Source organism: Streptomyces fungicidicus, assembly GCF_003665435.1.
GTDB classification, from domain to species: domain Bacteria; phylum Actinomycetota; class Actinomycetes; order Streptomycetales; family Streptomycetaceae; genus Streptomyces; species Streptomyces fungicidicus.
In genome coordinates this window covers 3,969,807-3,995,623 of the sequence record NZ_CP023407.1, presented here as the reverse complement: position 1 = coordinate 3,995,623, position 25,817 = coordinate 3,969,807, and the positions used below count along the sequence as shown (strand labels likewise).

The 25,817-nt window shown below is 73.6% G+C and carries 26 protein-coding genes; 10 read left to right on the top strand and 16 right to left on the bottom strand.

What is annotated here, in order from left to right:
• Positions 1 to 52: 52 nt before the first annotated feature.
• Positions 53 to 1,279 (top strand): phosphomethylpyrimidine synthase ThiC, encoded by a 1,227-nt coding sequence (locus CNQ36_RS18205; RefSeq protein WP_121546788.1) that lies wholly within the window; start codon positions 53 to 55, stop codon positions 1,277 to 1,279.
• 13 nt (positions 1,280 to 1,292) lie between these two features.
• Here the strand turns inward: CNQ36_RS18205 and CNQ36_RS18200 are convergent, their stop codons facing one another.
• Both CNQ36_RS18200 and CNQ36_RS18195 read right to left on the bottom strand, forming a co-directional pair.
• Complete coding sequence (locus CNQ36_RS18200) at positions 1,293 to 2,537, bottom strand: hypothetical protein (RefSeq protein ID WP_121546787.1); 1,245 nt, start codon at positions 2,535 to 2,537, stop codon at positions 1,293 to 1,295.
• A gap of 111 nt (positions 2,538 to 2,648) precedes the next feature.
• Positions 2,649 to 3,116 carry an SAM-dependent methyltransferase gene (locus CNQ36_RS18195; RefSeq protein ID WP_121546786.1) on the bottom strand — a complete coding sequence of 156 codons (468 nt, stop codon included), beginning with the start codon at positions 3,114 to 3,116 and terminating at the stop codon, positions 2,649 to 2,651.
• Positions 3,117 to 3,288: 172 nt separating this feature from the next.
• Here CNQ36_RS18195 and CNQ36_RS18190 point away from each other — a divergent pair, with 172 nt between their 5' ends.
• The gene (locus CNQ36_RS18190) at positions 3,289 to 4,062 is read left to right on the top strand and encodes a polysaccharide deacetylase family protein (RefSeq protein WP_121546785.1); all 774 of its coding nucleotides are present in this window, start codon (positions 3,289 to 3,291) and stop codon (positions 4,060 to 4,062) included.
• Positions 4,063 to 4,086: 24 nt separating this feature from the next.
• On the opposite strand, the gene CNQ36_RS18185 is transcribed toward CNQ36_RS18190, so the two are convergent.
• From CNQ36_RS18185 to CNQ36_RS18175, 3 genes are all read right to left on the bottom strand, one after another.
• On the bottom strand, positions 4,087 to 4,719 hold the full coding sequence (locus CNQ36_RS18185) for a VOC family protein (protein ID WP_121546784.1): 633 nt from the start codon (positions 4,717 to 4,719) through the stop codon (positions 4,087 to 4,089).
• Positions 4,720 to 4,821: 102 nt separating this feature from the next.
• Positions 4,822 to 6,057: an NAD(P)/FAD-dependent oxidoreductase gene (locus CNQ36_RS18180; protein ID WP_121546783.1), complete on the bottom strand. Its 1,236-nt coding sequence runs from the start codon at positions 6,055 to 6,057 to the stop codon at positions 4,822 to 4,824.
• A 100-nt stretch (positions 6,058 to 6,157) separates the two neighbouring features.
• Entirely contained in the window at positions 6,158 to 7,102 is a 945-nt protein-coding gene (locus CNQ36_RS18175) for an RNA polymerase sigma-70 factor (protein ID WP_121546782.1), read from the bottom strand.
• Positions 7,103 to 7,409: 307 nt separating this feature from the next.
• On the opposite strand from CNQ36_RS18175, the gene CNQ36_RS18170 reads away from it, so the two are divergent.
• On the top strand, positions 7,410 to 8,528 hold the full coding sequence (locus CNQ36_RS18170; protein WP_228312997.1) for an acyltransferase family protein: 1,119 nt from the start codon (positions 7,410 to 7,412) through the stop codon (positions 8,526 to 8,528).
• 1 nt (position 8,529) lies between these two features.
• Here CNQ36_RS18170 and CNQ36_RS18165 read toward each other — a convergent pair whose 3' ends face one another.
• Entirely contained in the window at positions 8,530 to 8,739 is a 210-nt protein-coding gene (locus tag CNQ36_RS18165; protein WP_121546780.1) for a DUF4287 domain-containing protein, read from the bottom strand.
• 98 nt (positions 8,740 to 8,837) lie between these two features.
• Positions 8,838 to 9,980 (bottom strand): sugar ABC transporter substrate-binding protein, encoded by a 1,143-nt coding sequence (locus CNQ36_RS18160; protein WP_163013289.1) that lies wholly within the window; start codon positions 9,978 to 9,980, stop codon positions 8,838 to 8,840.
• Positions 9,981 to 10,215: 235 nt separating this feature from the next.
• Between CNQ36_RS18160 and CNQ36_RS18155 the strand changes: the two genes are divergently transcribed.
• Positions 10,216 to 11,097, top strand: coding sequence for an SCO2400 family protein (locus tag CNQ36_RS18155; RefSeq protein WP_121546779.1), 882 nt, complete (start codon positions 10,216 to 10,218; stop codon positions 11,095 to 11,097).
• 10 nt (positions 11,098 to 11,107) lie between these two features.
• On the opposite strand, the gene bla is transcribed toward CNQ36_RS18155, so the two are convergent.
• Together bla and CNQ36_RS18145 are read right to left on the bottom strand one after the other, a co-directional pair.
• Positions 11,108 to 12,031, bottom strand: coding sequence for a class A beta-lactamase (gene bla / locus CNQ36_RS18150; protein WP_121546778.1), 924 nt, complete (start codon positions 12,029 to 12,031; stop codon positions 11,108 to 11,110).
• A gap of 29 nt (positions 12,032 to 12,060) precedes the next feature.
• Complete coding sequence (locus tag CNQ36_RS18145) at positions 12,061 to 13,689, bottom strand: penicillin-binding transpeptidase domain-containing protein (protein WP_121546777.1); 1,629 nt, start codon at positions 13,687 to 13,689, stop codon at positions 12,061 to 12,063.
• Between the two features lie 85 nt (positions 13,690 to 13,774).
• Here CNQ36_RS18145 and CNQ36_RS18140 point away from each other — a divergent pair, with 85 nt between their 5' ends.
• Both CNQ36_RS18140 and CNQ36_RS18135 read left to right on the top strand, forming a co-directional pair.
• Positions 13,775 to 14,743 (top strand): LysR family transcriptional regulator, encoded by a 969-nt coding sequence (locus CNQ36_RS18140; RefSeq protein ID WP_121546776.1) that lies wholly within the window; start codon positions 13,775 to 13,777, stop codon positions 14,741 to 14,743.
• On the top strand, positions 14,740 to 15,627 hold the full coding sequence (locus CNQ36_RS18135; RefSeq protein WP_121546775.1) for a serine hydrolase: 888 nt from the start codon (positions 14,740 to 14,742) through the stop codon (positions 15,625 to 15,627). The genes CNQ36_RS18140 and CNQ36_RS18135 overlap by 4 nt, the downstream gene beginning before the upstream one ends.
• A gap of 92 nt (positions 15,628 to 15,719) precedes the next feature.
• On the opposite strand, the gene CNQ36_RS18130 is transcribed toward CNQ36_RS18135, so the two are convergent.
• The 3 genes from CNQ36_RS18130 to CNQ36_RS18120 form a co-directional block, all read right to left on the bottom strand.
• Positions 15,720 to 15,923 (bottom strand): cold-shock protein, encoded by a 204-nt coding sequence (locus CNQ36_RS18130; RefSeq protein WP_003969786.1) that lies wholly within the window; start codon positions 15,921 to 15,923, stop codon positions 15,720 to 15,722.
• A gap of 241 nt (positions 15,924 to 16,164) precedes the next feature.
• Complete coding sequence (locus CNQ36_RS18125) at positions 16,165 to 16,545, bottom strand: MerR family transcriptional regulator (protein ID WP_121548502.1); 381 nt, start codon at positions 16,543 to 16,545, stop codon at positions 16,165 to 16,167.
• 145 nt (positions 16,546 to 16,690) lie between these two features.
• Positions 16,691 to 17,398, bottom strand: coding sequence for a TetR/AcrR family transcriptional regulator (locus CNQ36_RS18120; protein WP_121546774.1), 708 nt, complete (start codon positions 17,396 to 17,398; stop codon positions 16,691 to 16,693).
• A gap of 61 nt (positions 17,399 to 17,459) precedes the next feature.
• On the opposite strand from CNQ36_RS18120, the gene CNQ36_RS18115 reads away from it, so the two are divergent.
• Entirely contained in the window at positions 17,460 to 18,689 is a 1,230-nt protein-coding gene (locus CNQ36_RS18115; protein ID WP_121546773.1) for a cytochrome P450 family protein, read from the top strand.
• 212 nt (positions 18,690 to 18,901) lie between these two features.
• Positions 18,902 to 19,273: a DUF6479 family protein gene (locus CNQ36_RS18110; RefSeq protein ID WP_121546772.1), complete on the top strand. Its 372-nt coding sequence runs from the start codon at positions 18,902 to 18,904 to the stop codon at positions 19,271 to 19,273.
• A gap of 34 nt (positions 19,274 to 19,307) precedes the next feature.
• Here CNQ36_RS18110 and CNQ36_RS18105 read toward each other — a convergent pair whose 3' ends face one another.
• Positions 19,308 to 20,081 carry an Ig-like domain-containing protein gene (locus tag CNQ36_RS18105; protein WP_121546771.1) on the bottom strand — a complete coding sequence of 258 codons (774 nt, stop codon included), beginning with the start codon at positions 20,079 to 20,081 and terminating at the stop codon, positions 19,308 to 19,310.
• 188 nt (positions 20,082 to 20,269) lie between these two features.
• Here CNQ36_RS18105 and CNQ36_RS18100 point away from each other — a divergent pair, with 188 nt between their 5' ends.
• Entirely contained in the window at positions 20,270 to 20,656 is a 387-nt protein-coding gene (locus CNQ36_RS18100) for a hypothetical protein (RefSeq protein WP_121546770.1), read from the top strand.
• Positions 20,657 to 20,699: 43 nt separating this feature from the next.
• On the opposite strand, the gene CNQ36_RS18095 is transcribed toward CNQ36_RS18100, so the two are convergent.
• Positions 20,700 to 22,400: a glycoside hydrolase family 13 protein gene (locus CNQ36_RS18095; protein WP_121546769.1), complete on the bottom strand. Its 1,701-nt coding sequence runs from the start codon at positions 22,398 to 22,400 to the stop codon at positions 20,700 to 20,702.
• Positions 22,401 to 22,673: 273 nt separating this feature from the next.
• Here CNQ36_RS18095 and CNQ36_RS18090 point away from each other — a divergent pair, with 273 nt between their 5' ends.
• The gene (locus CNQ36_RS18090) at positions 22,674 to 23,480 is read left to right on the top strand and encodes a hypothetical protein (RefSeq protein ID WP_121546768.1); all 807 of its coding nucleotides are present in this window, start codon (positions 22,674 to 22,676) and stop codon (positions 23,478 to 23,480) included.
• 69 nt (positions 23,481 to 23,549) lie between these two features.
• Here the strand turns inward: CNQ36_RS18090 and CNQ36_RS18085 are convergent, their stop codons facing one another.
• Positions 23,550 to 24,314, bottom strand: a complete 765-nt coding sequence (locus CNQ36_RS18085) for a GAF and ANTAR domain-containing protein (RefSeq protein WP_121546767.1) — start codon at positions 24,312 to 24,314, stop codon at positions 23,550 to 23,552.
• A 67-nt stretch (positions 24,315 to 24,381) separates the two neighbouring features.
• Complete coding sequence (locus CNQ36_RS18080; protein ID WP_121546766.1) at positions 24,382 to 25,725, bottom strand: helix-turn-helix domain-containing protein; 1,344 nt, start codon at positions 25,723 to 25,725, stop codon at positions 24,382 to 24,384.
• Positions 25,726 to 25,817 lie beyond the last annotated feature (92 nt).

The window sequence follows — 25,817 nt, the reverse complement described above, 5'->3', positions numbered from 1 at the left end:
GGCATGTCCACGACCCTTCCTTCGGAGCCCGACGGGCGGTTGGCGGGAGTTCATGCACGGGTTGGAAGACGTTCAAGAGGTACGCGAGGGCTTACTGAGTGCGACGGAGGCGCGGGCGCGGATCGCATCGGGCTCCCTGGTCGAATTGCGAGCAGGCGGGGATCCCGTGCTGGTGGGTCCGGGTTCGCTGGTCAAGGTGAACACCAGTATCGGATGCAATCGGGCAGCTGACCTCGAGGCCGAGGTCGAGAAGATCCGCGAGATCGCCCGGCTGGGCTATCAGCCCGACCTGATGATGGATCTGAGTACCGTGCGCCTTCCCGCCCCCCTCTATCGGACCGCCAGTGCGGAACTCGGTCTGCCGGTCGGCACGTTGCCGCATTACCTCTGCTTCAAGCCACGTGGCGGCCTCGACGTCCCTCGGCTGTTGGACGAGATCGAACGGCAGGCGGAAGCAGGTGTCGCGTGGATGACGCTCCACCTGTCGCCGACACGGGAGATGTACGAACTGGCCCGGACCACGCGCCAGACCGCCACCACGGCGCGCGGCGGTGGAATCGTCGTACGGGACATGCTGATCAACAACCGCGTCGAAAGCGTCCTGGCGGAGCGGTTCGGGGACATAGCCGCGATCCTCAAACGCCACGGAGTCGCTCTCAGTCTGGGGACGACATTCCGTCCGGCCAGCACCGTGGACGCGTTGGACACCGTGCACGTCCAGGAACTGGAGCGCCAGCAGTTGTTCTACCGCGAGGCCAGGGCGCTCGGGATACCAACCATGCTGGAGGCTGTCGGCCACATGCGCCTCGGGCAGATCGCGACATTCACCAGGTTGCTCCGCGGCACACTCCGCTACCCCGGACCCGTCATGACGCTCGGCCCCATTCCCACGGACGCCGCCGTCGGCCACGACCACATCGCGAACGCGCTGGGCGCCGGGATGCTCGCCGTCGAGGGCGGAACGAACGTGGTGAACTCGGTGACCCGTGAGGAACACACAGGTCGGGTGCCCACCCTCGATTCGATCCTGGAGGGGCTGCGGGCCGCTCGCATCGCTGCGCACTCCGCCAACATCTCGCTCTTTCCCGATCTGGACTTCCCCGCCGAGAACCGGGTGGCCGAGCGGCGTGGCGCGAACTACACCTGCGTCGTCGAGGGCGGACTGTTCGAGAAGTCCGCACAGACGCGCTTCGCGATGGGCTGCACTCGGTGCGGAAACGAATGCCCTCTAGTGATCAACTTCGTCACCGACCGCGACGACGGCAGCCTGCGGTTCTGAGCGGATCGAGAGTTCAGCTCCTCAATTGAAAGGATGCACGCAACCGCGCCCGGTATTCCTTGCGCGTGGCGAACTCCACGAAATCGTCGACCGGCGTGGAGTTGAGGCGTTTGAGGCGGCTGAGGAATCTGCCCGCTCCGACGCCGGCACCGCTGGCAGCCAAGAGCGTCTGCCCGAACGGAGTCGCTTCCTGAACAACCGAACCCAATGCGGCCGCGAACAGAGCACCCGAGGCCAACTCGATCGACTTGAGGACGCGGATGAACCGCTTCGCCGTGCGATCACGCGACCGCACTCTCTCGAAACGCTGCCATACTTCGTCCGTGAAGTTTCCGTGCTCCAGGGTGGCGGTCTCCACGAGACGGAAGTAGGTCTCGCGAAATGCCTGGAATTCCTCGGAGTACTTGATGGCCAGAAGTTCGCCGTCGGCAAGTCCGTGCAGTTGCCTCGGCGTGATGCCGCAGACTCCCAGCACGCGGGTGAACAGGTCGATGTTCGCCGACGCCAATGGGCCAACCATTCCTGCGCTGCGGGACGACACGAACTGCTCGCTCCCGCATACGGACGCGTTCGACCGGAGGTACAGCTCCGACGCCCGTTCCACGAGCATGATTGTCAACGAAGGAGGAAGGCTCATGCCGTACAGTTCCTGCGCCACGACGCTGCGCGAGAAGAACGCCTGATGCGCTATTCCCCCGATTCCCCTCAGCATCTCACCGGCACGGTCGTGCCCGCCGATCGTTTCCACCACCGCGTTGCGCACTGAGAACGGGTCACGGATATTGACCGTATCCGCCAACCACATGTGCCTGAAGGCGTCTTCGACAGACCTGGTGTCGAGGTGCACGACCGTGCCGAGGCGGGCAAGCTGTTCGGCCACCGGTCGTTGTTCCGGACGGGCAATCTCCGAAGCCAGTGCCTGGATCTCGAAGACCGGAGTACCGATCAGCCCGGAGGTGTCCTCCAGTCGCTTGTCGAAATAGTCCATGACATCTCGCGTGACGCGCGGAGACCGGATCGACGGAAGGATCTCACCGGTCTCGATCAGTTGCGTCACGTAAGGAAGGATGTACCGAAGTTCCTGAGACTGCCAGAAATACGCTGCCGCCAGGATCACATGGTCGTACAGCAACGCGGAGGTGCGCAGTTTCGTCAGGAGTTCGTGGGTGTCGACTCCGTGGGTCACGACGGTGTAGGAGTCGGCCTCCCCGAAGAAGAGGGTGCGCTTGTCCACCATCCGAGAGACCATCAGCTTCACAGCTCCCCCTCCCAAGGCTGCTCAGATCCCTACGATGATGCCAGGTGAGAGGCTTCTACAGCCCCTGTACGAAGCCGAGTTGTCGTGCCCCAGCGCAGCGTTCGGCGCCGTTCACGGCTTGAAGTAGTCCGACATCATCGCGCTGACCCACTCCGGCTGGGTGATGTCCTTGGGGTGGAACTCGCGCATCGCCGGTTTGAGGTCGATGACCGGGGTGCCCGTGACCGCGTCGAGGCCGGTCACCGTCAGTTGGCGGCCGTGGACCGACTCGATGGCGCAGGACGTCACGCCGATGCGGTTCGGCCGGCGGGGGCCGCGGCCGGCGAAGACGCCGACCGGCGGGAGGTCGGGGCGGCCGCGGTAGGGGCGGGGCTCGCGGTAGTCGTCGAGCTCCGGCAGCTGGTCGAAGACGAAGAGGACCTCCACGTGGGAGAAGCCCTCCAGGCCCTGGAGACAGGCCTCGCCGAAGCGCTCGTCGACGGTGATCGTGCTGCGGACGGCGCCCCACTCGTCCGTGTGCTGGACGTCCGTCCGGTCGTTCCGGACCGTACCTATCGGCGTGATCTCGAAGCTCGGCATGGGCCGAGGCTATCCCCGCCGACGTGCCGCCGGTCGGCACGTTGTCCGTGAACTCCCCCGGGATTGTCCGTGATCGGTAACGGACGGAGCCGCGGGCGTCCTCCCGTCGTCCTGCCAGGTGGTCCCGAAGGGGCCGAGGGGCGACCGGTGACTGCGGGGAAACGGGGCGGACATGGCACGGCACGGCGGCGGGCGGGGCTGGTACGGCAAGGTGGTCGGTGCGGCCCTCGGCGTGACGGTGCTGGCCGTCGGCGCCTCGGTGTGGACCGCGCAGGCCGGTGTCGAGGGCGGGGGGACGCCCCAGGCGTCCGCGTCCGCGACGCCGGGCGGTGACGTCCAGCCGGTCGCGAAGACCATCGTGCACGCCTCCGACGCGGGGGCCCGCGGCGTGAACATCACCATCGACGACGGCCCCGACCCCGGCTGGACCCCCCAAGTGCTGGACGTGCTGCGGGAGTACGGGGTGAAGGCCACGTTCTGCATGACGGGGATCCAGGCGCAGACGCACCCGGACCTCGTGAAGGACGTGGTCGCGGCCGGGCACCGGCTGTGCGACCACTCGGTGTCGCACGACACCGGCATGGACAAGAAGCCCGAGGCGTACCAGTCGAAGGAGATCCTCGACGCCGAGCGCATGATCACCAAGGCGTCCGGGGGTGTGCGGCCGATGTACTACCGGGCGCCCGGCGGGGCGTTCACCCCGTACAGCCGCGAGCTGGCCGCCTCCCGGGGCATGCGCCCGCTGGGCTGGAACGTCGACACCAAGGACTTCGAGCGGCCCGGCACCGACGCCATCGTCGCCACCGTCGAGCGGGAGCTCCCCAACGGGCCGACGCTGCTCTTCCACGACGCGGGCGGCGACCGCTCCCAGACCGTCGAGGCCCTGCGCCGGGTCCTCCCCTCCCTCAAGGCGGAGGGCTACGCCTTCGGCTTCCCGGTGCGCTGAACCACCGTCACCGCCCCCGGGGGGTCAGGCGGGGACGGTGCGGGGAGCGGTCGGTTCCCAGGTGAAGCCGTCGGGGTCGGTGAAGGGGCGGGTGGCGGCGGCCAGGACGAGACGGTGGGAGCCGGTGCCGTCGGCGGGGACGCCGGCGACCTTGGCGAGGCCTCGGCGCTTGTACAGGGAGAGCTTGACGGTGCCGGGCCCGGCGGCGAACTCGACGTACTTGCCGCCGAAGCTCTTGTTCACGGTGAGGCCCTGCTCCACGTAGAACCGCTTGCTCGCCTTCACGTCCTCCACGCCCAGCAGGAGCACCAGTTCGTCGATGTCCCGGGTGGCCGGGCCGGTGTCCTTCTTCGCCGACGTCGCGATCTGCCAGATCGTGCCGTCCGGGGCCCGGAGGACGCCGCCGTACCCCCACAGCGACTTCGCTGCGGGCTTGAGGACGGTGGCGCCGGCGTCGCGGGCGGTGAGGAAGAGCGCGTCGACGTCGCCCGGCTGGGACACCACCAGCGACAGGGTGAAGCCGCGGAAGCCGGTCGTCGGGGCCTCGGAGGCGCGTACGCGTACCAGTGACGCGTCCAGTCCGAAGGCGGCGGAGTGGAAGTCGGCGGCGGCCCTGGGGTCGGACGCTTCCAGGGTGACGGAGTCGAGGGAGTCCATGTCTTCGACGGTACGGTCGCCCGTCCGGCGGGCGCTTCTCGAAAACTGACCGTCCTGCCGCACGCCGGGGCGCCCCGTGCCCCGGGGCGCCCCGTGCGGGTGTCAGGCCGCGGTGTCGACCGGGGCGTCCGGGGTGGCCTCCGGGGTGGCGGCCGGGGCGCCGGCCGGCGTGGCGGGTCCGGGGAGGACGGGGCGGCGGCGGGTGGGGAGGCCGAGGGTCGGGTTGGCCACGCCCCAGGCGGCGCCCTTGCAGACCAGTTCCTTGTAGCGGGCCGCGAGGCGTCCGGTCAGGGCCGCCCTGACGGAGCGGTCGTCGGCGGTGACGTACTGGATCAGGCCCTCCCTGCGGCCCAGCGAGATGCACTGGTTGAAGTAGCGGGGCGCGGTCGTGGGGAGCTTTCCGCCGGTCAGACGGGCCGCGATGGCGTCGGCGGCCTGCCAGGCGGTGGGGACTCCCGAGGCGCAGGACATCCGCAGCGGCTTGCCGCCGGGGCCCTCCACCATCGCCGCGTCGCCGATGGCGTACACCTCCGGGTGGGAGACGGAGCGCATGGTGCCGTCGACCACGATCTGCCCGGTGCCGGTGGACTCCAGGGTGGTGGCCTTCGCGATCGGGTGGACGGCGAAGCCGGTGGTCCACAGGGTGACCGCGGCCGGGAGGGTGCCGCCGCCGTCGGTGGTGACGTGGCCGGCCGCGACGGCGGTGACGGGCGTCCGCTCGTGCACGGTGATGCCGAGCCCGTCGAAGACCTTCCGCAGGTGCCGGCGGCCCCTGGGGGAGAGCCAGTCGCCGAGGTCGCCGCGGGCGACCAGGGAGACGTCGAGGTCCGGGCGGGACTCGGCGATCTCCGTCGCGGCCTCCAGGCCGGTGAGTCCGCCGCCTACCACGACCACGGGCTCGCCGGCGGCCAGGCCGGCCAGGCGCTCGCGCAGCCGGAGGGCACCGGGGCGGCTCGCGATCTCGTGGGCGTGCTCGGCGGCGCCGGGGACGCCGTGGGTGTCCCAGCGGCTGCCGAGGGCGTACACGAGGGTGTCGTAGGGCAGTTCGCCGGTCGTCCCGGCGGCGTCGGTGACGGTGACGGTCCTGCGGTCGGCGTCCACGCCGGTCACCGTCGCCTGCCTCAGTTCCACTCCGGTGCCGGCGAACATCTCGCGGAACGGGCGGGGCCTGAGCTCCTGGCCGACCGCGAGCTGGTGCATCCGGACGCGCTCGACGAAGTCGGGCTCGGCGTTGACGAGGGTGAGGGCGACGTCTTCGCGGCGCAGTCGCCTGGCCAGGCGGCCGGCGGCGACGGCTCCGGTGTAACCGGCCCCGAGGACGATGATGCGGTGCTGCATTTCCTGCTCCTGTCGTCGGCTTTCCGGCGGGTCCGCCCCCTGAACCGGGCGGCCCGCCGTTTCCTGACAGCAGCTGAATGTGACGTGCGTCACTTCCTGCTCAGAAGGCGTGGAGCAGGGGCTCCCCGTGGTCGGTGCCCGCCCAGTGGCGGGTCGCGCGTTCCAGCTTGTCGGGGTTGACCTGGCTGCGGATCGCGGTGATGCCCTCGGGGGTGACCGCGAAGCAGATGACGCCGACGATCCGGCCGTCGAGGACCGCCACCAGGGCGGGGTCGCCGTTGGCGGTGGTGGCGTGGACGCCGGGCGAGCCGCCGATGAGGGCGCGCTTGGCCTTGCCGGGCTTGAACAGGCCCCGCATGAACGTGGCGACCGCGAGCGCGCCCCGGAACGCCTTGGCGCGGGCCGGGACCTTCCCGCCGCCGTCGCCGACCGCGACGGCGTCCTGGGTGAGCAGCCGCACCAGCGGCTCGGTCCGGCCGCTGGTGGCGGCCGCGAGGAACTCGTCGACGATGCGCCGGGCGGCGGCCTCGTCGACCTCGGTGCGGGCCTTGCCGTCCGCGACGTGCTTCCTGGCGCGGTGGTGGAGCTGCTGGCTGGCGGCCTCGGTGAGGTCGAGGATCGCGGCGATCTCCCGGTGCGGGTAGCCGAAGGCCTCCCGCAGCACGTACACCGCGCGCTCGTTCGGGGAGAGGCGTTCCAGCAGGACGAGGACCGCGTACGAGACCGACTCGCGCTGTTCGGCGGTGTCGGCGGGGCCGAGCATCGGGTCGCCGGCGAGCAGCGGCTCGGGCAGCCATTCGCCGACGTAGGTCTCGCGCCGGGCGCGGGCGGAGGTCAGCTGGTTGAGGCACAGGTTGGTGAGCACCTTCGTCAGCCACGCCTCGGGCACCCGGATCTGCCCGACATCGGCGGCCTGCCAGCGCAGGAACGTCTCCTGCACGGCGTCCTCGGCCTCGCTCGCGGAGCCGAGAAGGCGGTAGGCGATGGCTTCCAGGCGCGGCCTGGAGGCCTCGAACCGGTCCACGTCCTCGATGGTCAGGGCCATGACCGGATCGTAGCCCGGCCCGGCTCCGGGAGGCACGGGCAGCCGGGCGCGGAACGGCCCCGGAGCCGCCCCTGGAGCCGCTCCGGAGCGGCGGAGTCCACTCCGTCGCCCGCGTCCGCCGATCCGGTGGCCGGGGCCCGGAACCGCATGGGCCCGCCGTTTCTGGACAGGCGGGATCTGATTATTCCCTTGTAGTCGGCAACGGGGAGCGATCTCCTTCATGGCGCAGGAAGCGGGCCCGGCGACAGCAGAAGAACCCGGAGTGGAGACGAGAACGGCGGAGCCTCGCGGACGCGCGAGACCCGCCGTGCCCGACGGACGGGGCTTCCCGTCCGCGGTGGCGCGCAGCGGCCGGGTCGGCGGCCTGGACGGGCTGCGGACGGTGGCGGTCGCGCTGGTGCTCACCTACCACGTCACGCCGGACCTGCTGCCGGGCGGCTCGGTGGCCGTGGACCTCTTCTTCACCCTCAGCGGCTTCGTCATCACCCGGCTGCTGCTCGCCGAGTACGCCCGCTCCGGCGGCATCGCCCTGCTCCCCTTCTACCGGCGGCGCTGGCTCCGGCTGGTCCCGGCGCTGCTGGCGCTGTGCGCGGTCTGCGCCATCCTGTCGACGACCACCTCGCTGTGGGGTTTCGACGGCTCCCTGCGGGCGGCCGGGCTGTCGGCGCTGTTCCTGGTCAACGTCGTACGGGCCATGGAGCCCGGACCGTACGGCGACCTCATGGGGCCGCTCGCGCACACCTGGTCGCTGGGTGTGGAGGAGCAGTTCTACCTGCTGTGGCCGCTCGTGCTGCTGGTGCTGCTGCGGTTCGCCCGCGCCCGTGCGGTGCTGCTCTGGACGGCGGCCCTGTGCGCGCTGCCGGTGCTGTGGCGCTGCGCCCTGTGGAATCCCGACGCGGCCCACCGCATCTACAACGGCACCGACACCCGCGCCGACCAGCTGCTGGCCGGCGCCCTCGTCGCGGTGGTCCTGGCCCGGCTGCGCGCCGACGATCCCCGGCTGGCGGTGCTGCGCACCTGGGCGGGCCGGCTGGCGTGGCCCGCGCTGGGCGCGCTCGCGCTGGTGGCCTGGCTGATGCCGGTAACCGCCGACGCCGGCCTGCTGACTGCCGCCTGGTACACCGTCGGGTTCCTGGTCGTGGCGGTGCTCTCCGCCACCCTGGTCGCGGCGCTGGAGCTGCGCCCCGGGGGACGGATGTCCCGGCTGCTCTCGCTGACGCCGCTGGTCTGGGTGGGCCGCAACCTGAGCTACGGCATCTACCTGTGGCACTACCCCGTCGTACGGCTGCTGGCCTCGCTCGGCATGACGGACGGGCTGCTCCCGGCCACCGCCCTGCTGAGCGTCCTGATGGCCCTGCTGTCGTACTACGCCGTCGAGGCGCCGTTCCTGCGCCGGGCCCGGCGCCCCGTGCCCGGCCGGGTGTGACTCAGCCGCGGGACTCGGCCAGCGTGTGGGCGACCAGCGCGTTGGCGTGGCCGTGTCCCAGTCCGTGCTCGGTCTTGAGCCAGGCGACCAGCTCCATGTGCCGGGTGAGCGGGGAGGAGCGGATGAGCTCCTTCCACTCGGCGACCGGACGGCCGTACTTCTTCTCGATGGAGGGGAAGTAGCTGGCCGGACCCTTCACTGCGTCACTCATGGGGTGCTCCCGTCTCGCCCTGCGCCGGTGGTGTCACTGGTACGACCCCCGGCGGAGGGCGGAGTCATCGCACCGCGCGTGTGGCCCCCGTCACACCCCTACGGCTTGAGCCCGATCTCGGCGCAGTCCGCCGCGAGGGCGGCCGGCGCGCAGATCTCCTCGGCGGTGTAGACGCCGTCCTGGATCACCGTGGCCTCGATGTTCTCCCGTGTGAGCGCCACCACCGGGACCAGCATCGCCGGGATGTCCTTGCGCGTCGGGCTGTCGACCAGGTCACGGGCGAGCGCGTCGAACTGGATCGAACGCTCCTGCACCTTGGCCACCGCCATGTCCGCGGCCCCCGTCGCCTCCAGCATGAACGGCTTGTAGACCGTCATGTACTGCTTGCCCGCGACGACCCGGCGCACCGCCGCCAGGTCCGCGTCCTGCCCGGTCACCGGCGGGAGGTCGGTGACGCCGGCGTCCTCCAGCACCTCGATGACGGCCCCGGCCATGCCGTCGTTGGCCGAGTAGACCGCCGCGATGTCGCCCGCGCCGACCTCCTTCACCGCCTTGCGCATGTTGTCCGCGGCGACCTCGGGCAGCCACTTCCTGGTGTCGTACGACTTGACGATGTCCACATGGCCGTCCAGCTCCCCGAGCGCGCCCTTGCGGAACAGCGCCGTGTTCGGGTCGCTGGACGGACCGTGCATCACCACGACCTTGCTGGCCTCGGCGTCCTCACCGAGCGCGTTCACAAGGGCCCGGCCCTGGACCTGGCCGACGAGCTCGTTGTCGTGGGAGACGTAGGCGTCGATCGGGCCCTCGGCGAGCCGGTCGTAGGCGATGACGGGTATGCCGGCCTCCTTCGCCTTCTCCACGTCGGGCGCGATGGCCGCGGAGTCCACCGCGTTCACCAGGATCGCGTCGACGCCGTCGGCGACCAGCTTGCCGAACTGCTCGCTCTGCTTCTTCGGGCTGCCCTCGGCGTTGGCGTAGACGACCTTGCCCTGCTTGTTGGTGAGGGAGGAGATCCGCTCCTTGATGAGGGGGTGGTCGAACTTCTCGAAGCGCGCCGTGTCCCTGTCGGGCAGCAGCAGGCCCACGGTGATGTCGTAGCTCTTGCCCAGCGCCGCGGACTCGCTGCCGTCGCCCTCCGCGACACCGCAGGCGGTGAGCGACAGGACCGGCAGACCGGCGGCCAGGAGCAGGGCGGCACGGCGCACGGCGGTGCGGGCGCGGCGGGGGGTTCGGGGGTTCACGTGTGGGGGCCTTCCGGGCGAGTGAGGCGTGGCGACCCCTGTGACTGTGTCCGTTGTGCGGTGGTGCGGCTGGCATGCTCACGACCTTCTCGCGGAGTGCGCAGAGAATGTGCGCAGGAGCGGCACACAGGCTGCACACAGTGGGCTCCGAGCCTGGTTAGCGTTGCTGCTCATTGCTCCGGAGCGGTCGCCCGGCGGGCGTCGGTTTCGGTACGCCGACTCAGGAAGACAGCGGATGGACTACTGCTCCACGTGTCGCCGGCATCTGAACGGCGCCCTGGTCTGCCCGGGGTGCGGCGCCTATGCCCCCGACATCGCGCCGGGCGTCGTGGGCGGCAGCACCGTCCCCGCGCCGGCGACCGCGGCGGACCCCGCCGGCGACCCGGCCGCGCTTCCCGACGACCTGCCCCCCGAGGCGCCCGCGGCCGCTGCCGCCGGGCACGCGGGCACCGGCCGGGCGGCGCGGCGGCGGCAGCAGGTCCGCTGGAAGAAGACGCAGCGGCGCGCGCTGGTCGCGACGGCCGTGGCCTTCGTCGGCGGCGGGCTGACCCTCGCCTCGATGGACCGGAGCGGCGGCGACCGCGCCCAGGCCGCCTCGGCGCCCGATCTCCGGGGGATGGGCGGCGCGGAGCTGCCCGCGGACCAGTACGGCGGCCCGGCCGACCCGGCGCCGTCCCTGGACCGTACGACGCGGTCACCGAAGGCCGGCGACGAGCACGAGCGACGGGACGAGACCGCGCGGACGCCCGCCACCCCGTCCCGCACGCAGCCGGAGAGTGCCGCCTCCCCGCAGACGGCGGAGCCGCCGTCCCGGCCGCGGGCCGCCGCCACGGACACCGGCGCCCGCGCGGAAGCGGACGTGGACACCGGTGCGGGCTCCGCCTCGGGGTCGGTCTCGGGCTCCGCGCCGGGATCCGCCTCCGGATTCGGCGATTCGGACACGGCCACCCGGCCGGCGTCACCGCCCCCGGCGGCCGACGACGGCGCGGACGACGGCGCGGACGACGGTGCCGACAGCGGCAGCGGCACGGAGCAGGGCGGGAACACTCCCTCCGCGCCGTCGGCGACGTCCCCGGACTCCGACCGGCTCTGCCTGCTGGTGATCTGCCTCGGCTGAACCCCGGCCCTCAGCCGAGGGCCGTCAGGACGCGGCGCGCGGCCTCGGCGACCAGTGCCTCGTCGGTCGTGTCCGCGCGGCCGGGCCGGTCGGTCAGGACGGCCATCACCAGCGGGGCGCCGCTCGGCGGCCAGAGCACGGCGACGTCGTTGACCCGCCCCCACTCGCCGGTGCCGGTCTTGTCGCCGACCCTCCAGTCACGCGGGACGCCCGCCCGGATGCGCCGGCCGCCCGTGGTGTTGCGGACCAGCCAGTCCGCCAGCAGGTCACGCTTCGCGCCCGGCAGGGCGTCGCCGAGGACCAGGGCGCGGTAGTCGGCGGCCACCGCGCGGGGCGTGGTGGTGTCGCGCGGGTCTCCCGGCGGGTTGCCGTTCAGCTCCGGTTCGATCTGGTCCAGCCGGCTCACCCGGTCGCCGAGCCGGCGCAGATGGGCGGTGACGGCGCGCGGGCCTCCCAGATCGCGCAGCAGGAGGTTGGCGGCGGCGTTGTCGCTGAAGCGGATGGCGGCGTCGCAGAGCTGCCGGACCGTCATGCCGGTGGCGAGGTGCTTCTCGGCGACCGGGGAGTGGGGGACGAGGTCGGCCCGGGTGTAGGTGACGCGCCGGTCCAGTCGGGAGAGCGGGTCGCGGTCCAGCACGGCGGACGCGGCGAGCGTCTTGAAGGTGGAGCAGAACGCGAAGCGTTCGTCGGCGCGGTGGACGACGGTGGCCCCGGTCCCGGTCGCGAGGGCGTACACCCCGAGGCGGGCGTCGTACTCGCGTTCGAGGTCGGTGAGGCTCCGGGGTCGCACCGGGGCGGGGGCGGTGGTGCGGCGGTCCGGTGCCGGGGCGGGGCCCCGGGCGGACTCGCGCGGCGGGTCGCCGGCGGCGCACCCCGCCACGGGGGCGAGGGCCGCGGCCAGCAGTAAGGCGCGGCGGGAGGGGTGTGCGGTCATGGTGGGGGGTTCCTCACGGACGGGTGCGGTCAGGACTCGGGCACGGCCGACAGCAGGGAGCGGATCACCGGTCCGGCCGAGCCGCCGCCGGTGACACCCTCCTCGACGACGCAGGCGATGGCCACGTCGCCCCGGTGGGCGACCAGCCAGCCGTTGTTGTCCTGCTCGTCGGAGACCTCCGCCGTGCCGGTCTTGGCGCCGATCTCGCCGGGCAGGCCGGCCAGGACACGTGCCGTGCCCTCGGTGACGGTCGCCCGCATCAGCTCGCGCAGCTGGGCGACGACCTTCGGCGGCAGCGGGGTCGTGGCGGTCGTGTCCTCGGTGCCGGCGACGAGGGTGGGCTGGTGGAAGGTGCCGGACACGGCCGTCGCGGTGACGGACGCCATGATCAGCGGGTTGGCCTGGACGCGCCCCTGCCCGATCATCGACGCGGCCTTCTCCGTGGCGTCGCGCGGCACCGGCACGGAACCGTCGTACGAGGGGACGCCCACGTGCCAGGTCTGGCCGACGCCGAAGTACTTCTTCGCGACCTCCCCGAGTTCGGCGTCGGCCAGTTTGCCGCGCAGGCTGATGAAGGCGGTGTTGCAGGACTCGGTGAAGTCCTTGCGGAAGGTGGCGTCCGGGTGCTCGGAGGTCTCCACGTTCTGGAACCGCTTGCCGACCGTGAGGTACTTCGGGCAGTCCACGACGTCGTCCGGTGCGACCGCGCCCTTCAGCAGCAGGGCGCTGCTGGTGACGAGCTTCCAGGTGGAGCCGGGCGCATAGGTGCCGGAGACGGCGCGGTTGAAGCCGGAGGCGGGCGAGTTGGCGACGGCCAGGATCTCGCCGTCGTCGACGCGCAGGGCGACGAGCGAGGCGTTCTTGCCGTCGGCCTCGGCGAGGGCGCGTTCGGCGGCCGACTGCCAGGTGGCGTCGAGGGTGGTGCGGACGGGCCCGTCGTCCCCCGCGGTGTCCTCGCCGCCGAAGGACGCCTCGGTGCGCACCGTCTTCCCGGTGGCCCGGTCGACGAGCTCCACCGCGCCGCGCGGCCCGCCGCCCTTCCCTCCGCCGGCGAGCTGGTCGAGCACGGGGGCGAGGGACGGGTGGGTGGCGGCCGAGAGGGTGGCGCCGCTCCGGTCGGTGGCCTCGACGGGCTCGGTCTCCTCGCGTTCCAGCCGGAACTTCTCCGTCTCGCTGAGCCGCGGGTGGACCAGCGACAGCTTCCAGTCGACCTTCCAGGCGCCGTCGCCCTGCTCCCGCAGCGGCAGCTTCGCGGTGTAGGTCCAGGTGCCGAGGCCGGTGACGGGCATCCGGGCGGTGAAGGGCACGGTGAGCGTGCCGTCACCGGTCTCCTCCGGCTGCCCGGCGGCGAGCTTCGGCTTGTCGATGTCGAGTCCGGCGGTGAAGCCGCGCAGCACCTCTTCGGCGCGGTCGGGTCTGGTGGTGCGGGCGGCGGCGGCCGGGAGGTGTCCGGCGGACCAGTCGGCGAGGAACGCACGAGCCTGGGCCACCGCCTCCGGGTCGGGGCCGCTCTCGTCCCCGAAGGGGCCGAGGCCGGTGGCGTAGGCGCCGCCCGCGGCGACCGCGGCCACCACCGCCACGGCGGTGAGGGCCCTGACCGGCCCGCGCGAACGACGGCGTCGGGGACCGGTACCGGGGAAGTCGGTGTGGGTGTTCATGGCCCGAGGACAGCAGCGCCGGGGCCGGTACGTCCAAGTCCGCTATCGATCACGTATTGATCAACACTCGATATGATTACTGGTCGTGGACCTGGTGCGGCACCTGGAGTGCTTTGTGGCTGTTGCAGAAGAGTCACACTTCGGTCGTGCCGCGGCCCGTCTGGGGATGGCCCAGCCACCGCTGTCGCAGCGCATCCAGCGGCTGGAACGCGAGCTGGGCGTACGACTGTTCGAACGGACCAGCCGGCAGGTGACGATCACCGAGGCGGGGCGTCTGCTGCTGGCGGAGGCCCGTGAACTGCTCGCCCGCTCCGAGTCGTTCCTCGCCACCGCGCGGCGGGTGCGCGACGGCGAGACGGGGCTGCTGCGGGCGGCCCTGCCCCCGGACCTCTCCGGCGAGACCGTCGCCGCCCTGCTCGCGGACTTCGGACGCCGCCACTCCGGCCTGGAACTGGAGCTGCACGAACTGCCCACGGCGCAGCAGCTCGCCCGGCTCGCCGCCCACGAACTGGACGTCGGTGTCGTCCACCATCCGTGCGACGTCTCCGGTCTGGAGCTGGGCCCGGTGCTGCGGCGCGAGCTCGGCGTCCTGCTGCCGCGCTCGGCCGGGGCGGCCGCCCTGGCCGAGGTGCCGCTGGCCGCGCTGACCGGCCACGACCTGATCCTCTTCCCGCGCGCCTCCGCCCCGGCCCTCTACGACGACCTGCTGACCACCTGCGCCCGTGGCGGCTTCACCCCCGCCGCCGTACGCCACGGCCAGGGCGCCAGCTTCGTACGCGGCCTGGTGCTGTCGGCCGGGGCGGCGGCGCTGTGCCCGCGCGACGCCGTTCCGGCGTACTCGGGGGACCGGGACCCGGACGTCGTATGGCGTCCGCTCACCGGCGGGGCGCCGGCGCTGCGGCACTCCGCCGCGTGGTCCAGGGGGCGCGGCGACGCCGCCGTCCAGGCCTTCGCCGAGGCGGCCACGCACGCGCTGCGCACCACCGCCGGGGCGGCCCCCGACACACCGGACCGTCCGCTGCACCTGCGCCCGGCATCGGAGTACTGGCTATGACCGACGCCCTCGCCCGCATCGACGCGGCCTTCGCCGACGCCGGGGTCACCGGCCGGCTGCACGCCCTCGACATCGACTCCGGCGCGCAGCTCGGCACCGGGGCGGACCAGCCGGTCTGCACGGCCAGCGTGCACAAGCTGTGCCTGCTGGTCGCGCTGCACGAGCTGGCGGCGGCGGGCCGGCTGGACCTCACCGAGCAGGTGGAGAGCCCGCCCGCGGACCGCACCGCCGGTCCCACCGGGGTCGCCGCCATGCTGGACGCGGCGCGGATGTCGCTGCGCGACCTGGCGTACCTGATGGTGGCGGTCAGCGACAACGCGGCCGCCGACCTGCTGCTGCGCCGGGTGGGCCTCGACGCCGTCAACGCGACGACGGCCCGGCTCGGCCTCACGGCGACCCTCGCCGTGCACTCCTTCGGCGAGATGCTCGCCACCGTGAAGGAGGACGCGGGCCCCGAGGGCGCCCGGGCGCTCGCCGACCCGCGGGTGATCACCCGGCTGCGGGCGCTCGACCCGGCCCGCACCAACCGCAGCACGCCGCGTGACATGACGCGGCTGCTGGGCGCCGTGTGGCGGGACGAGGCGTGCCCGCCGGAGCACGGCGCCGCGGTCCGGCGGATCCTGGGGCTCCAGGTGTGGCCGCACCGGCTGGCCTCCGGTTTCCCGTTCGACGACGTGCATGTCGCCGGGAAGACCGGCAGCCTGCCGACCCTGCGCAACGAGGTCGGCGTCGTGGAGTATCCGGACGGCGGCCGTTACGCGGTCGCCGTGTTCACCCGGACCGGGCACACCGCGGCCACTCTTCCGGCGGCCGACGCGGTGATCGGGACGGCCGCGAGGATCGCGGTGGACGCGCTGCGGGAAAAGGCACGGCGCTCACGTTGATCGCGTGTGAAACGCGGGCGAATAAACGGGGAACGACAAAGAGCGGGGCCCGCACCGAAGTGCGGGCCCCGCTCCGAAAACCTGCGTGCAGGTCAGGCGGGGACGATGTTCTCCGCCTGCGGGCCCTTCTGGCCCTGCGTGACGTCGAAGCTCACCTTCTGGCCCTCCTGCAGCTCACGGAAGCCCGAGGTGGCGATGTTCGAGTAGTGCGCGAAGACGTCGGCGCCGCCGCCGTCCTGCTCGATGAAGCCGAAGCCCTTTTCCGAGTTGAACCACTTCACCGTACCGGTGGCCATATCAATTCTCCTGAGACAGTGCTGGGACTCGCACCTTACGAATCCCTTCATCGTCGCGATGATCACCTGCCCGGAGACCCGGTAGCAAATTGGCAACCACAACTGCAACTGACGTCAGCCTAGCACGGAATGCGTCAACGCCAAGCGAGGAAAATCACTTGAATAACACGCCGACGGCGTGTTTGAAGAAAGAGATATTCCTCAACCGGTACGGTATTTCTGCTCCGGCGGGGGGAGATTTTCACCGGTGCCCGCGGACCGTGCCCGCCTCCCCGCGGCGCAGTTCCTCGTTCGCGCGTTCGGCCCGCTCCAGCCGGTCCTCGAGGCTGACGATGCGGCACGCGGCGTCGACCGGCGTCCCCTGGTCGACCAGCTCACGGGCGCGGGCGGCCAGCCTCAGCTGGTGGCGCGAGTAGCGGCGGTGGCCGCCTCCCGAGCGCGTCGGGGTGATCAGCCGCGCCTCACCGAGGGCGCGGAGGAAAGCGGGTGTGGATCCGACCAGTTCCGCGGCCCTGCCCATGGTGTAGGCCGGGAAGTGGTCGTCGTCCAGCCGGTCTGCGACGGGGGGCCGGTCCTGGTCCGGCTGCCGGCCGTCGGCGTACGGCTGACCTTCCGAAGGCATGCGCACCTTTCCGCGGACCAGGGTGGTCATGGTCCGCCCACGGGGGACGGGTTCCCCACGGGGAAACCCTAGTCGCCCCGTCGGAAAAGCTGTCGCGGCGGTGGCAGATGTGCTGCGGCCGCCCGCCGAGGCACCCGTACGACGGCTACGCCCCGCCCCCCGCCCCCTGGCCCTGGGCCGGACGGGTGCGGTGGGGTCCCATGGCGCCGAGGACGTCGCCGAGCTCGGCCCCGGTGAGGGGGCTGCCCGGGAGGCTGTGCGGCGGGGCGGCGCGCAGACCGTCGAGGAACAGGGCGAGGGGGCGGCGCCAGGCGTCCGGGGTGGTGGCCGCGGTGAGGGGCGGGACGGCACGGCCCAGCGCGGCGAGGGCGAACAGCAGGTCCTCGGTGGTGACGTCGGGGCGCACGCTGCCCTGCGCGCGGGCCCTGTCCAGCAGCAGGTCCACCGTCGCGCGGTTGTGGGCGTGCACGGCCCGGAGCGCCTCGACGTCCGGCAGTCGGGTGGTCATCAGGTCGTTGGTGCCGCGGTCGGCCGCAAGGGTGGTGAAGACGGCGCGGAGGTAGTCGTTCAGGCCCTCCCAGGCGTCGGGGGCGGTCCGGGCCCGCTCGCCGGCCGTCATGGTGTCCGTCAGCTGGCCGCGGAAGACCGCGTCGACCAGGGCGGCCCTGGTGGGGAAGTGCCGGTAGAGCGTCGCGTTGCCCACTCCCGCCCGGCGCGCGATGACGTCGAGGGGCGCGTCGAGCCCCTGCTCGCCGAAGACCGCGTGGGCGGCCTCCACCAGCAGGTCCCGGTTGCGCCGGGCGTCCCGCCGCTGCCGGGGCGCGGGGGCGGTGGATTCGTCACCGACGGTCATCGTCTTCCTCCGTACGAAGCGGGGAGCGCTCCCCGACGGGATGCTATCGTCGGCGCACCAAATGGGGACCACTCCCCGTTTCTTCGACGGAGAGGACGCGGACGTGCGAGCGCCCACCCTGGAGGAACTGGCCGGCGAACCGGCCCCGGGAGGCCACGACCCGGCGGCCGGCCACCACGCCGCTCTCGCGGCCCTGCGGTCCAGGGGCCCGGTGCACCGCGTCCACGTGCCGGGAAGCGGGGACGTCTGGCTGGTGGTGACCCGCGAGGCGGTGCGGGCCGCGCTGACCGACCCCCGGCTGCGCAACGACATCCGGCACTCCGCCGGCTGGGAGACCGACGGCGGCCACGCCGTCGGCCGCAACATGCTGCAGAGCGACCCGCCCCGGCACACCCGGCTGCGGCGGCTGGTGGCGGGCCACTTCACCCCCGGCCGGATCGCCGGGCTGCTGCCGGGGATCGAGGCCGTGGCGCGGGAACTGCTGGCCGCACTGCCCCGGACGGGCACCGCCGACCTGGTGAGCCGCTACGCGCTGCCGCTCCCGGTCACGGTGATCTGCGACCTGCTCGGCGTGCCCGGCGGTGACCGCGCGGCCTTCCACACCTGGTCGAACGAGCTGGTCATGCCCACCGGCGAGGAGACGGCCGCCGCCTCCGCCGCCGCGCTGGCCGGCTACCTCACCGAGCTGACCGCCGCGAAGGCCCGCACCCCCGACGGCTCCCTGCTCGCGGACCTGACCACGGCCGCCGGCCTGGAACCCGGGGAACTCCTCGGCATGGCCTTCCTCCTCCTCGTGGCCGGCCACGAGACGACGGTGAACCTGATCTCCGCGACGGTGCACAGCCTGCTGACCCACCCCGGCCAGCTCGCCCTGCTGCGCGCCGAACCGGCGCTGGCCGGCGGCGCGATCGAGGAGTCCCTGCGGTTCAACTCCCCCGTGCACGCGGGCGCCTTCCGCTTCGCGGCCGCGCCGCTGGAGCTGGCCGGGACCCCGGTGGCCGCCGGCGACGCGGTCCTCGTCTCGCTGGCCGCCGCCTCCCGGGACCCGCTCGCCTTCCCCGGCCCCGACCGCTTCGACATCACCCGCCGCCCGCAGGGCCACCTGGGCTTCGGGCACGGCGTCCACCACTGCCTGGGCGCGCCGCTGGCCCGCGCGGAGGCCACCGTCGCCCTCCGCCTCCTGCTGGCCCGCCACCCCGCCCTCGCCCTCGCCGCCGGCCCCGCCGGCCTCACCTGGCGCACGAGCACCCTGCTGCGGGGTCTCACCGCCCTGCCGGTGCGCCTGGGCTGAACGCGTGCGGGAAGGCCGGGGCCGGGCCCCGAGCTGCACACGTGGGGACGCGACGGCCCGCCCCGGCCTTCCCTCCGGGCGCAATCTGCCACGGCGCGGGCCCGGCCGCCCGCCGGGACGGCCGCGAGCGTGACGGAGGAGGGCCTTCCGGGGGAAAGTCAATCGGACATTACGGTGCGCTTTATCTCATTTCTTCGTCCATACTCGGAAACATGAACACGGCAACGAACGTGGTACTGGCCGCGGACCCGCAGAAGTGGGCAGTGTTCCTGGCCTTCATCGGCGGGATGATCGTGGCCGGCGCGCTGGTCTGGGCGGTACGCATCGGTATGCGGTACATGGACCAGGAGGAACCCCGGCCGAAGGCCGAGGAACAGCCGCATCTCCCGGCCGGCGGCGCGGTCCGCGAGATGCGGGAGATCCGGGAGCCGGACGAGATGCCGGACATGTCGAAGAGCGGCTCGCGGATGATGCCGTACGAACTCCACCACGCCGCCACCAGGACCGGCAAGGACCAGAGCCGCAGGCGCTGGCTGCCGGGGTCCAGCGGCGCCTTCGGCAGCGGAGGACCGGGCCACGTCTGACCGCGACCGGGCGCCGCGGGCGCGCGGACCCTCGTCACCGGGCCGGGACGACGTCCCCCACGGTGATCTGGATCTGCTCGCTCGCCGCGCTCACGCCGTTCAGGGTGGCGGTGGCCTGCAGCCGGTTGGGGCCGTCCGGAAGGGCGGCCCCGGGGGTGCAGCTCCAGCGGCCGTCGGACGCCGCGGTGTCGGCGCACACCTCGTGGCCGTCCTTGTCGGTGACGGTGACCTGCGCGCCGGGATGGGCCGAACCGGCGACCGCCGGCCGCGCGTCCAGCGGCACCCCGGACTCCGGACGGGTCAGGACCGGGCCCGTCAGCCCGACGGTCACCTGGCAGCCGCCGGTCGCCCGGGCGGCGCCCTCCGCGTCGGCGAGCCGCAGGGCGCAGCCGCTCAGCCGGGTGCCGGGCACCGCGTCGGCGGACACCGCCAGCACGAAGCGGAAACCTCCGGTCCGCCAGGGCGCGGTGGCCGCCGACGTCGCGGTGTAGACGGCGCTGCGGCCGTCGGCGGCCAGCGCGCCCCGGTAGCCCGGGGTGTCCGTGGGGACGCCCGTCACGCGGGTCCCGGCGGGCGCGGCCAGGGTCAGCGTGGAGCCGGCGCCGAGCGCGGCGGTCTCCGTGAAGCCCGCGGCCTCGATGACGCCGTCCCTGCCGGGCGGGATGGTCACGGCGCCCCACAGCACCCGGTCGCGCGCGGCGGACCCGCCGTCGCCGCCTGCGGCGGACGCCGCGCCGGGCGGCCACGCGCCCGCCAGGAACCCGGCCGCCGTCAGCACGGCGGCCGCTGTCTTGCTGGACCTGTTCATCGTCGGCGGGCTCCCTGTACGACCGTCACGGACACCCCCACGACCGATTCTGTCCGGGCGTCGCCGCAGGTCGCCCGTGCTGGACGGCCGTACGGGTGGAAGGGCCGGAGCAGGCTCTGGCGGCGTGACGGCGTCCGGGGGCAGAGTGGAACGACGGGCAGCGGACCGGCCACGGGAGGTGTTCCGGCGTGATCACCGAGCTTGCCGTCGAACGGGTCGAGTTCACCTGCGGCAACTGCTGGAACCACTGGAGCGTGGACTACGACGTCCAGCGCAACATGGACGGCCGCGGCGAGGAGTGGGAGTACTTCTACCGGGACAACACGGCCGTCCCGTCCCCGTACACCCCCGACGGCGCCCCGTCCTGCGCGCGCTGCGGACGCCACTGGGTCGGGCACCTGGTCGCCCGCCGCCCGATACCGCTGCCGGGTGTCGCCGGCGCGCCCCGCAGCCGGGTCCCCGAGGAGGGACTGCACCGCCCCGAACGCCACCGGGCGCCGCTGCTGGAGGCCGGCGGCCACCAGCAGCCCCCGCGGGAACCCCCGGCGGACCGGCCGGCCACCGGCCTGCCCTGACCGTTCCCCGCCCCGGCTGCCGGGGCGGGGAACGGTGCGCGGCTCAGCGGCCGAGCCACACCGTGGTGTCCGGGCCGAGCCTGCCGTCCTCCAGGGGCGCGCTGGTCAGCAGCACCTCGCCCGCGGGGAGGGAGACCGGCCGGCCGGACAGGTTGGCCACACAGCGCCAGCCGTCGCCGCGGTCGAACTGGAGCACCCCGGCCGGGGTCTCCTCCGCCCAGGTCAGCGTCTCCCCGTCGAGCAGCTTGCGGCGCAGCCGCAGGGCCGTGCGGTACAGCTCCAGGGTCGAGCCCTCGGCGCCGTCCTGCGCCTCGACGGCGTACGCGGCGAAGGAGGGCGGCTGCGGCAGCCAGGCGCCGCCCGCGCCGAAGCCGTACGACGGCCCGGTCGTCGTCCACGGCAGCGGCACCCGGCAGCCGTCGCGGCCCTTGCGGACGTGCCCGGTCTGCTCCCAGATCGGGTCCTGGAGGACCTCGGTGGGCAGGTCGGCGACCTCCGGCAGGCCGAGTTCCTCGCCCTGGTAGACGTAGGCCGAGCCGGGCAGCGCCAGCATCAGCAGGGTGGCGGCGCGGGCCCGGCGCAGACCGGCGTCCGGGTCGACGGCGGGGGCGTGGCCGCCGGACAGCAGCCAGGCGTTGTCGTCCGTGCCCGGCGGCAGCACCAGGCGGGAGGCGTGCCGGACCACGTCGTGGTTGGAGAGCACCCAGGTCGCCGAGGCGCCGGCGGCGTGCGCGGTCTCCAGCGAGCCGGTGATGACCTGGCGCAGCTCCGCGGCGTCCCACGCGGCCTGCAGGTACTCGAAGTTGAAGGCCTGGCCCAGTTCGTCCGGGCGGGCGTACAGGGCGCGCCGCTCACCGGGGACCCACGCCTCGGCGACGGCCATCCGGGGCGGGGAGTAGGCGTCGAGGATCTTGCGCCAGTCGCGGTAGATCTCGTGCACCTCGTCCCGGTCGTAGAAGGGGTGGGTGCCGGGCGGGAAGTCGGCGAGGGCGCCCTCGCGGCTCAGCTCGGGGGCGCCGAGGTCCCGCAGCGGCTCGTCGAGGTCCTTGGCGAGGGCGTGCGCGACGTCCACGCGGAAGCCGTCCACCCCCCGGTCGGACCAGAAGCGCAGGGTGGTGCGGACGTCGGCGCGGACGTCCGGGTGCCCCCAGTTGAGGTCGGGCTGTTCGGCGGCGAACAGATGCAGGTACCACTGCCCGTCGGGCACCCGCTGCCAGGCGCTGCCGCCGAACACGGACTGCCAGTCGGTGGGCGGCAGCTCCCCCCGGGCCCCCCGGCCGTCCCGGAAGACGTACCGGTCGCGGGCAGGCGAGCCCGGGCCCGCGCGCAGCGCCTCCTGGAACCAGACGTGCTGGTGGGAGGTGTGGTTGGGGACGATGTCGACGATCACCTTCAGGCCGAGCCGGTGGGCCTCGGCGACGAGCGCGTCGAAGTCGTCGAGGGTGCCCAGACGCGGGTCGACGTCGCGCGGGTCGGCGACGTCGTAGCCGCCGTCGGCGAGCTCGGAGGGGTAGAAGGGGCTCATCCACAGGGCGTCGACGCCCAGCGTGGCGAGGTGCGTGAGGCGACGGGTGATGCCCCGCAGGTCACCGAGCCCGTCGCCGTCGGCGTCGGCGAAGCTGCGGGGGTAGACCTGGTAGACGACCGCCTGCCGCCACCAGTCGGGATCCCTGGAGGAGAGGTCGGGCGTGGCGTCGGGGGCGGGGTGCGGCGGCCTGGTCTCGGGCGTGGTGCGGTCGGTCACGCGGTCTCCTCTGGGTGCGTGCGGGTGCCGTCAGAGAAACTGTCCACAACACCGTAAAAGCGAACAGACCGGGAACGTGGAGCCATTCCCAGCGGGTGTGGCGTATGGCACGTTCGCCCCATCGTGCCCGGCCGGGGAGGGGCGCGGGACGGTTCGGCGCCCGGGGCCCGTCGCTCACCCGGACGGCCCGTCGCGCTGGTGGAGCGGCCTGCCCGATGGTGCCGTAGGAGCACGTCCGCTCCTGGACGGCCCGGCTCCCCAGGAGGCACCTCGATGACCCATGCCCCGGCCGCCGCCCGCGTCCTGCTCGCCTCCGCGCTGTCGGTGACGGCCCTGCTGACCACGGCGTCCTGCCTGGCCGGGGACCGGGACGTGCCGCGCGCGCTGCCCGCGGGCGTGCCGGAGGAGCCGCCGGCCTCCCCCTCCGCCGCGGCGTCCCCCGCCGCCCGGCCCTCGCCCGGCGCGCAGACGCTGAACGAGGAGCAGCTACGGGCGGCGCTGCTCACGGAGGCGGACCTGGGCGAGCCGTGGGTGGCGGGCCGGGGCACGGCGACCTGGCGGGACGGGATGCTCAAGGCGAGGACGGAGAACCCCGACTGCCACCGGCTGCTCGACTCCCTCTACACGGAGGAGCTGTTCGGCCCGCCGTCCGGACCGAGCGCCACGGCCACCCTCGACGACGCCTCCACCGACTCGCAGCTGCGGTACCAGCTCGCCGCGCACCCGCCCGCCGACGTGGACCGGGTCCTGTCCTGGATGGGCACGCTGCCGGAGAAGTGCGAGCGGTTCGAGGTGACGGCCGCCGGGGCCGGCGGCCTGCTCGTCGAGGTGGCGGAGCTCCCGCTGCCGGAGGCCGGCGACGCCCGGGCGGGACTGCGGCTGACGATGACCGGGGAGGCGTCCGGCGGCGCACCGGCCCGTCTCACGGTGACGGTCGCGGCGGTCCGCGTCGGGGAGGAGACGATCACCCTCACCAACGGCGGCCTCGGCACGGTGCTTCCCGAGGTCACCCAGGCGATGACCCAGCTCGGCGCGGACCGCCTGACGGAGATCGGCCGCCAGGAACGCCTGCGGGTCTAGGGCCTGTTGCGAAAGTGCCCCCTGCCGGGCGGCCCGGTCCCGGTCCGGACGTGCCCGGGGGCGGTCGTCTCAGCGGGTGTCGAAACGGCGGCGGCGGGAGATCACGTCCAGGGCGACCTCCAGGGCCGTGCGGCCGTGCGCGAAGGCGTCGCCGCGCAGGCGGGCCAGGGCCTCGTCGGCGCCGATGCCCAGCTGCGCCATGATCATGCCGACGGCCTGGTGGACCCGGTCGTGGTCGGCGGCCAGTCCGCTCAGCCAGGGCTCGTCGCCGTCCCGGAGGGCGTGCTCGTCGCCGTGCGGCAGGTCCATCAGCGCCACCGTCATGACACCGGCGACGAGCCGTGCCACGTCCAGCTGGCCGTCGGTGAGCCCGCCGGGGGTGCCGCGGTAGAGGTCGAGGGTGCCGACGCAGACGGCGCCGGTGCCGAGGGGCAGCGCGTACACGGCGCGCACCCCGGCGCCGAGCGCCTGCTCGGCGAAGACCGGCCAGCGGCCGGCGCAGGCGGCGGCGGTCAGGTCGCGGGCGAGGACGGGCGCGCCGGTGCGCAGGACGTGCCGGCAGGGGCCCTCCCCCAGGGTGGCCTGGAGCTGGCCGAGGTAGGCGGCGCGGTCGCCGGAAGCGCCGAGCTGTACGGGCAGGCCGTCGCCGCGCAGCGACACGGACGCCCCGTCCACCGGCAGCAACCGGACGGCCACGGTGCACAGCCGCCCCGGGACGTCGGCCGGACCGGCCCCGCGCAGCCCGGCGGCGATCGCGTCGGCCGCCCGCTCGCCGCGCGGACCGCCGCCCCGCTCCGGTTCGCCTCGGGGGTCGTCGCCGGGCCGCACGCCCACCGCCTCCTTAGGCTGCCGTCCCCCGGAATGAGAGGGCCGACTACCCGGCTCGCCGGCCCCGAAACGGTCAGAGCGGCGGCTGCGCCGGCGCCGGGCCCAGGGTGGTCGTGCCCGGGGCCGTGCGGTGGCCCAGGCCGGTGCGGTAGGCGTCCAGGGCCGCCTCGACGCGGCCGGTGCGGCGGAGCAGGTCGCCGAGGAGACGGCACAGGTCGGCCAGGTCACCGGCGGCGCCCGCGCGCTCCAGCAGGCTCATCGCCCGTACGTAGTGCTCCTCGGCCCGCTCGACGTCGCGGGCGTCCTCGGCGATGATGCCGAGCAGCCGGTGCGCGGCCGCCGCGTGCACCGCGCCCCGCTCGGGGGAGAGCCCGCCGAGCACGTCCTCCAGCAGGGCCGCCGCCTCCCGGGAGCTGCCGCGCCGGTGCAGTACGTCGGCCAGCTCGACGGTCACCTGGCTGCTGTAGAGGGACGCCCGCTGGGCCGACAGCATGTCCAGCGCCTCGCGCAGCTCCTTCTCGGCGTACTCCAGTTCGCCGTTCTGGGCGTACACGTACCCGCGCATCCAGTGGCAGTTGGCCAGCTCGGTGCGGAGCTGCAGCCCCCGGTACAGCTCCGCCGCCTTGGCCAGCGAGGCGTCCGCCTCGGCGAGGCGGCCCTCGGCGAGCAGGGTGCGGGCCACCGACCGGTGCATGCGCGCCACCAGCGCCGGGTCGCCGGACTGGGGCGCGAGCGCCAGCGCGAACTCCGCCGCCTGTGCGGCCCGCGCGTGCGCGCCCATGTCCATGTACGGGCCGATCGCGCTGGCGTACAGCAGCAGCAGCGCGTCCGGGTCGTGCAGACCGCCCCGGTTCAGCTCGTCGATCGTGGACTCCAGCAGGTAGACCGCGTAGCGCAGTTCCCCCGCCAGATAGTGGGCGACGGCCCGCCCGCGCAGCGCGGGCACCCGTGCGGGCAGCGGGGCGTCGGCGAGCCGGGCCTCGGCCCGCTCGAAGTACTGGCGCCCCTCGGCCAGCTCGCCGGTCTCCAGCGCGCACTCCCCGAGCCCGAGCAGCGCGGCGGCCTGCTCCTCGGCCAGGTCGTGCGTCTCCGCCTCGGCGAGCAGCGCGGCGTACCGCTCCAGGGCGACGTCCGCCTCACCGAGGGCGAGGGTGCGCTGCGCCTCGGTCAGCCGCAGGCGCAGCTCGGTGACGAGCCGGGCGGAACGTCCGGTGGCCAGCTCGTCGAACGCGACTCCGAGACGGTCGGCGAGATGCCGCAGCGCGCCGTCGGAGGGGCGCACCCGTCCCGCCTCCAGGGTGGAGATGTACGCGGGGGTGTACACCGGCTCGGCCAGCTGTTTCTGGGTCAGCCCGCGCTCCACGCGCAGTTGCTGCACGCGCCGCCCGATGGTTCCCGGATCGTCCCGCTCCCCCATGTCAACTCCCCCTGTGCCCCTTGCCGTTCGAGACCCGCAGCCCCTAGGTTAAACCGCGGATTAAACCGGCTTAACCCACAGTGCGAGGTCGC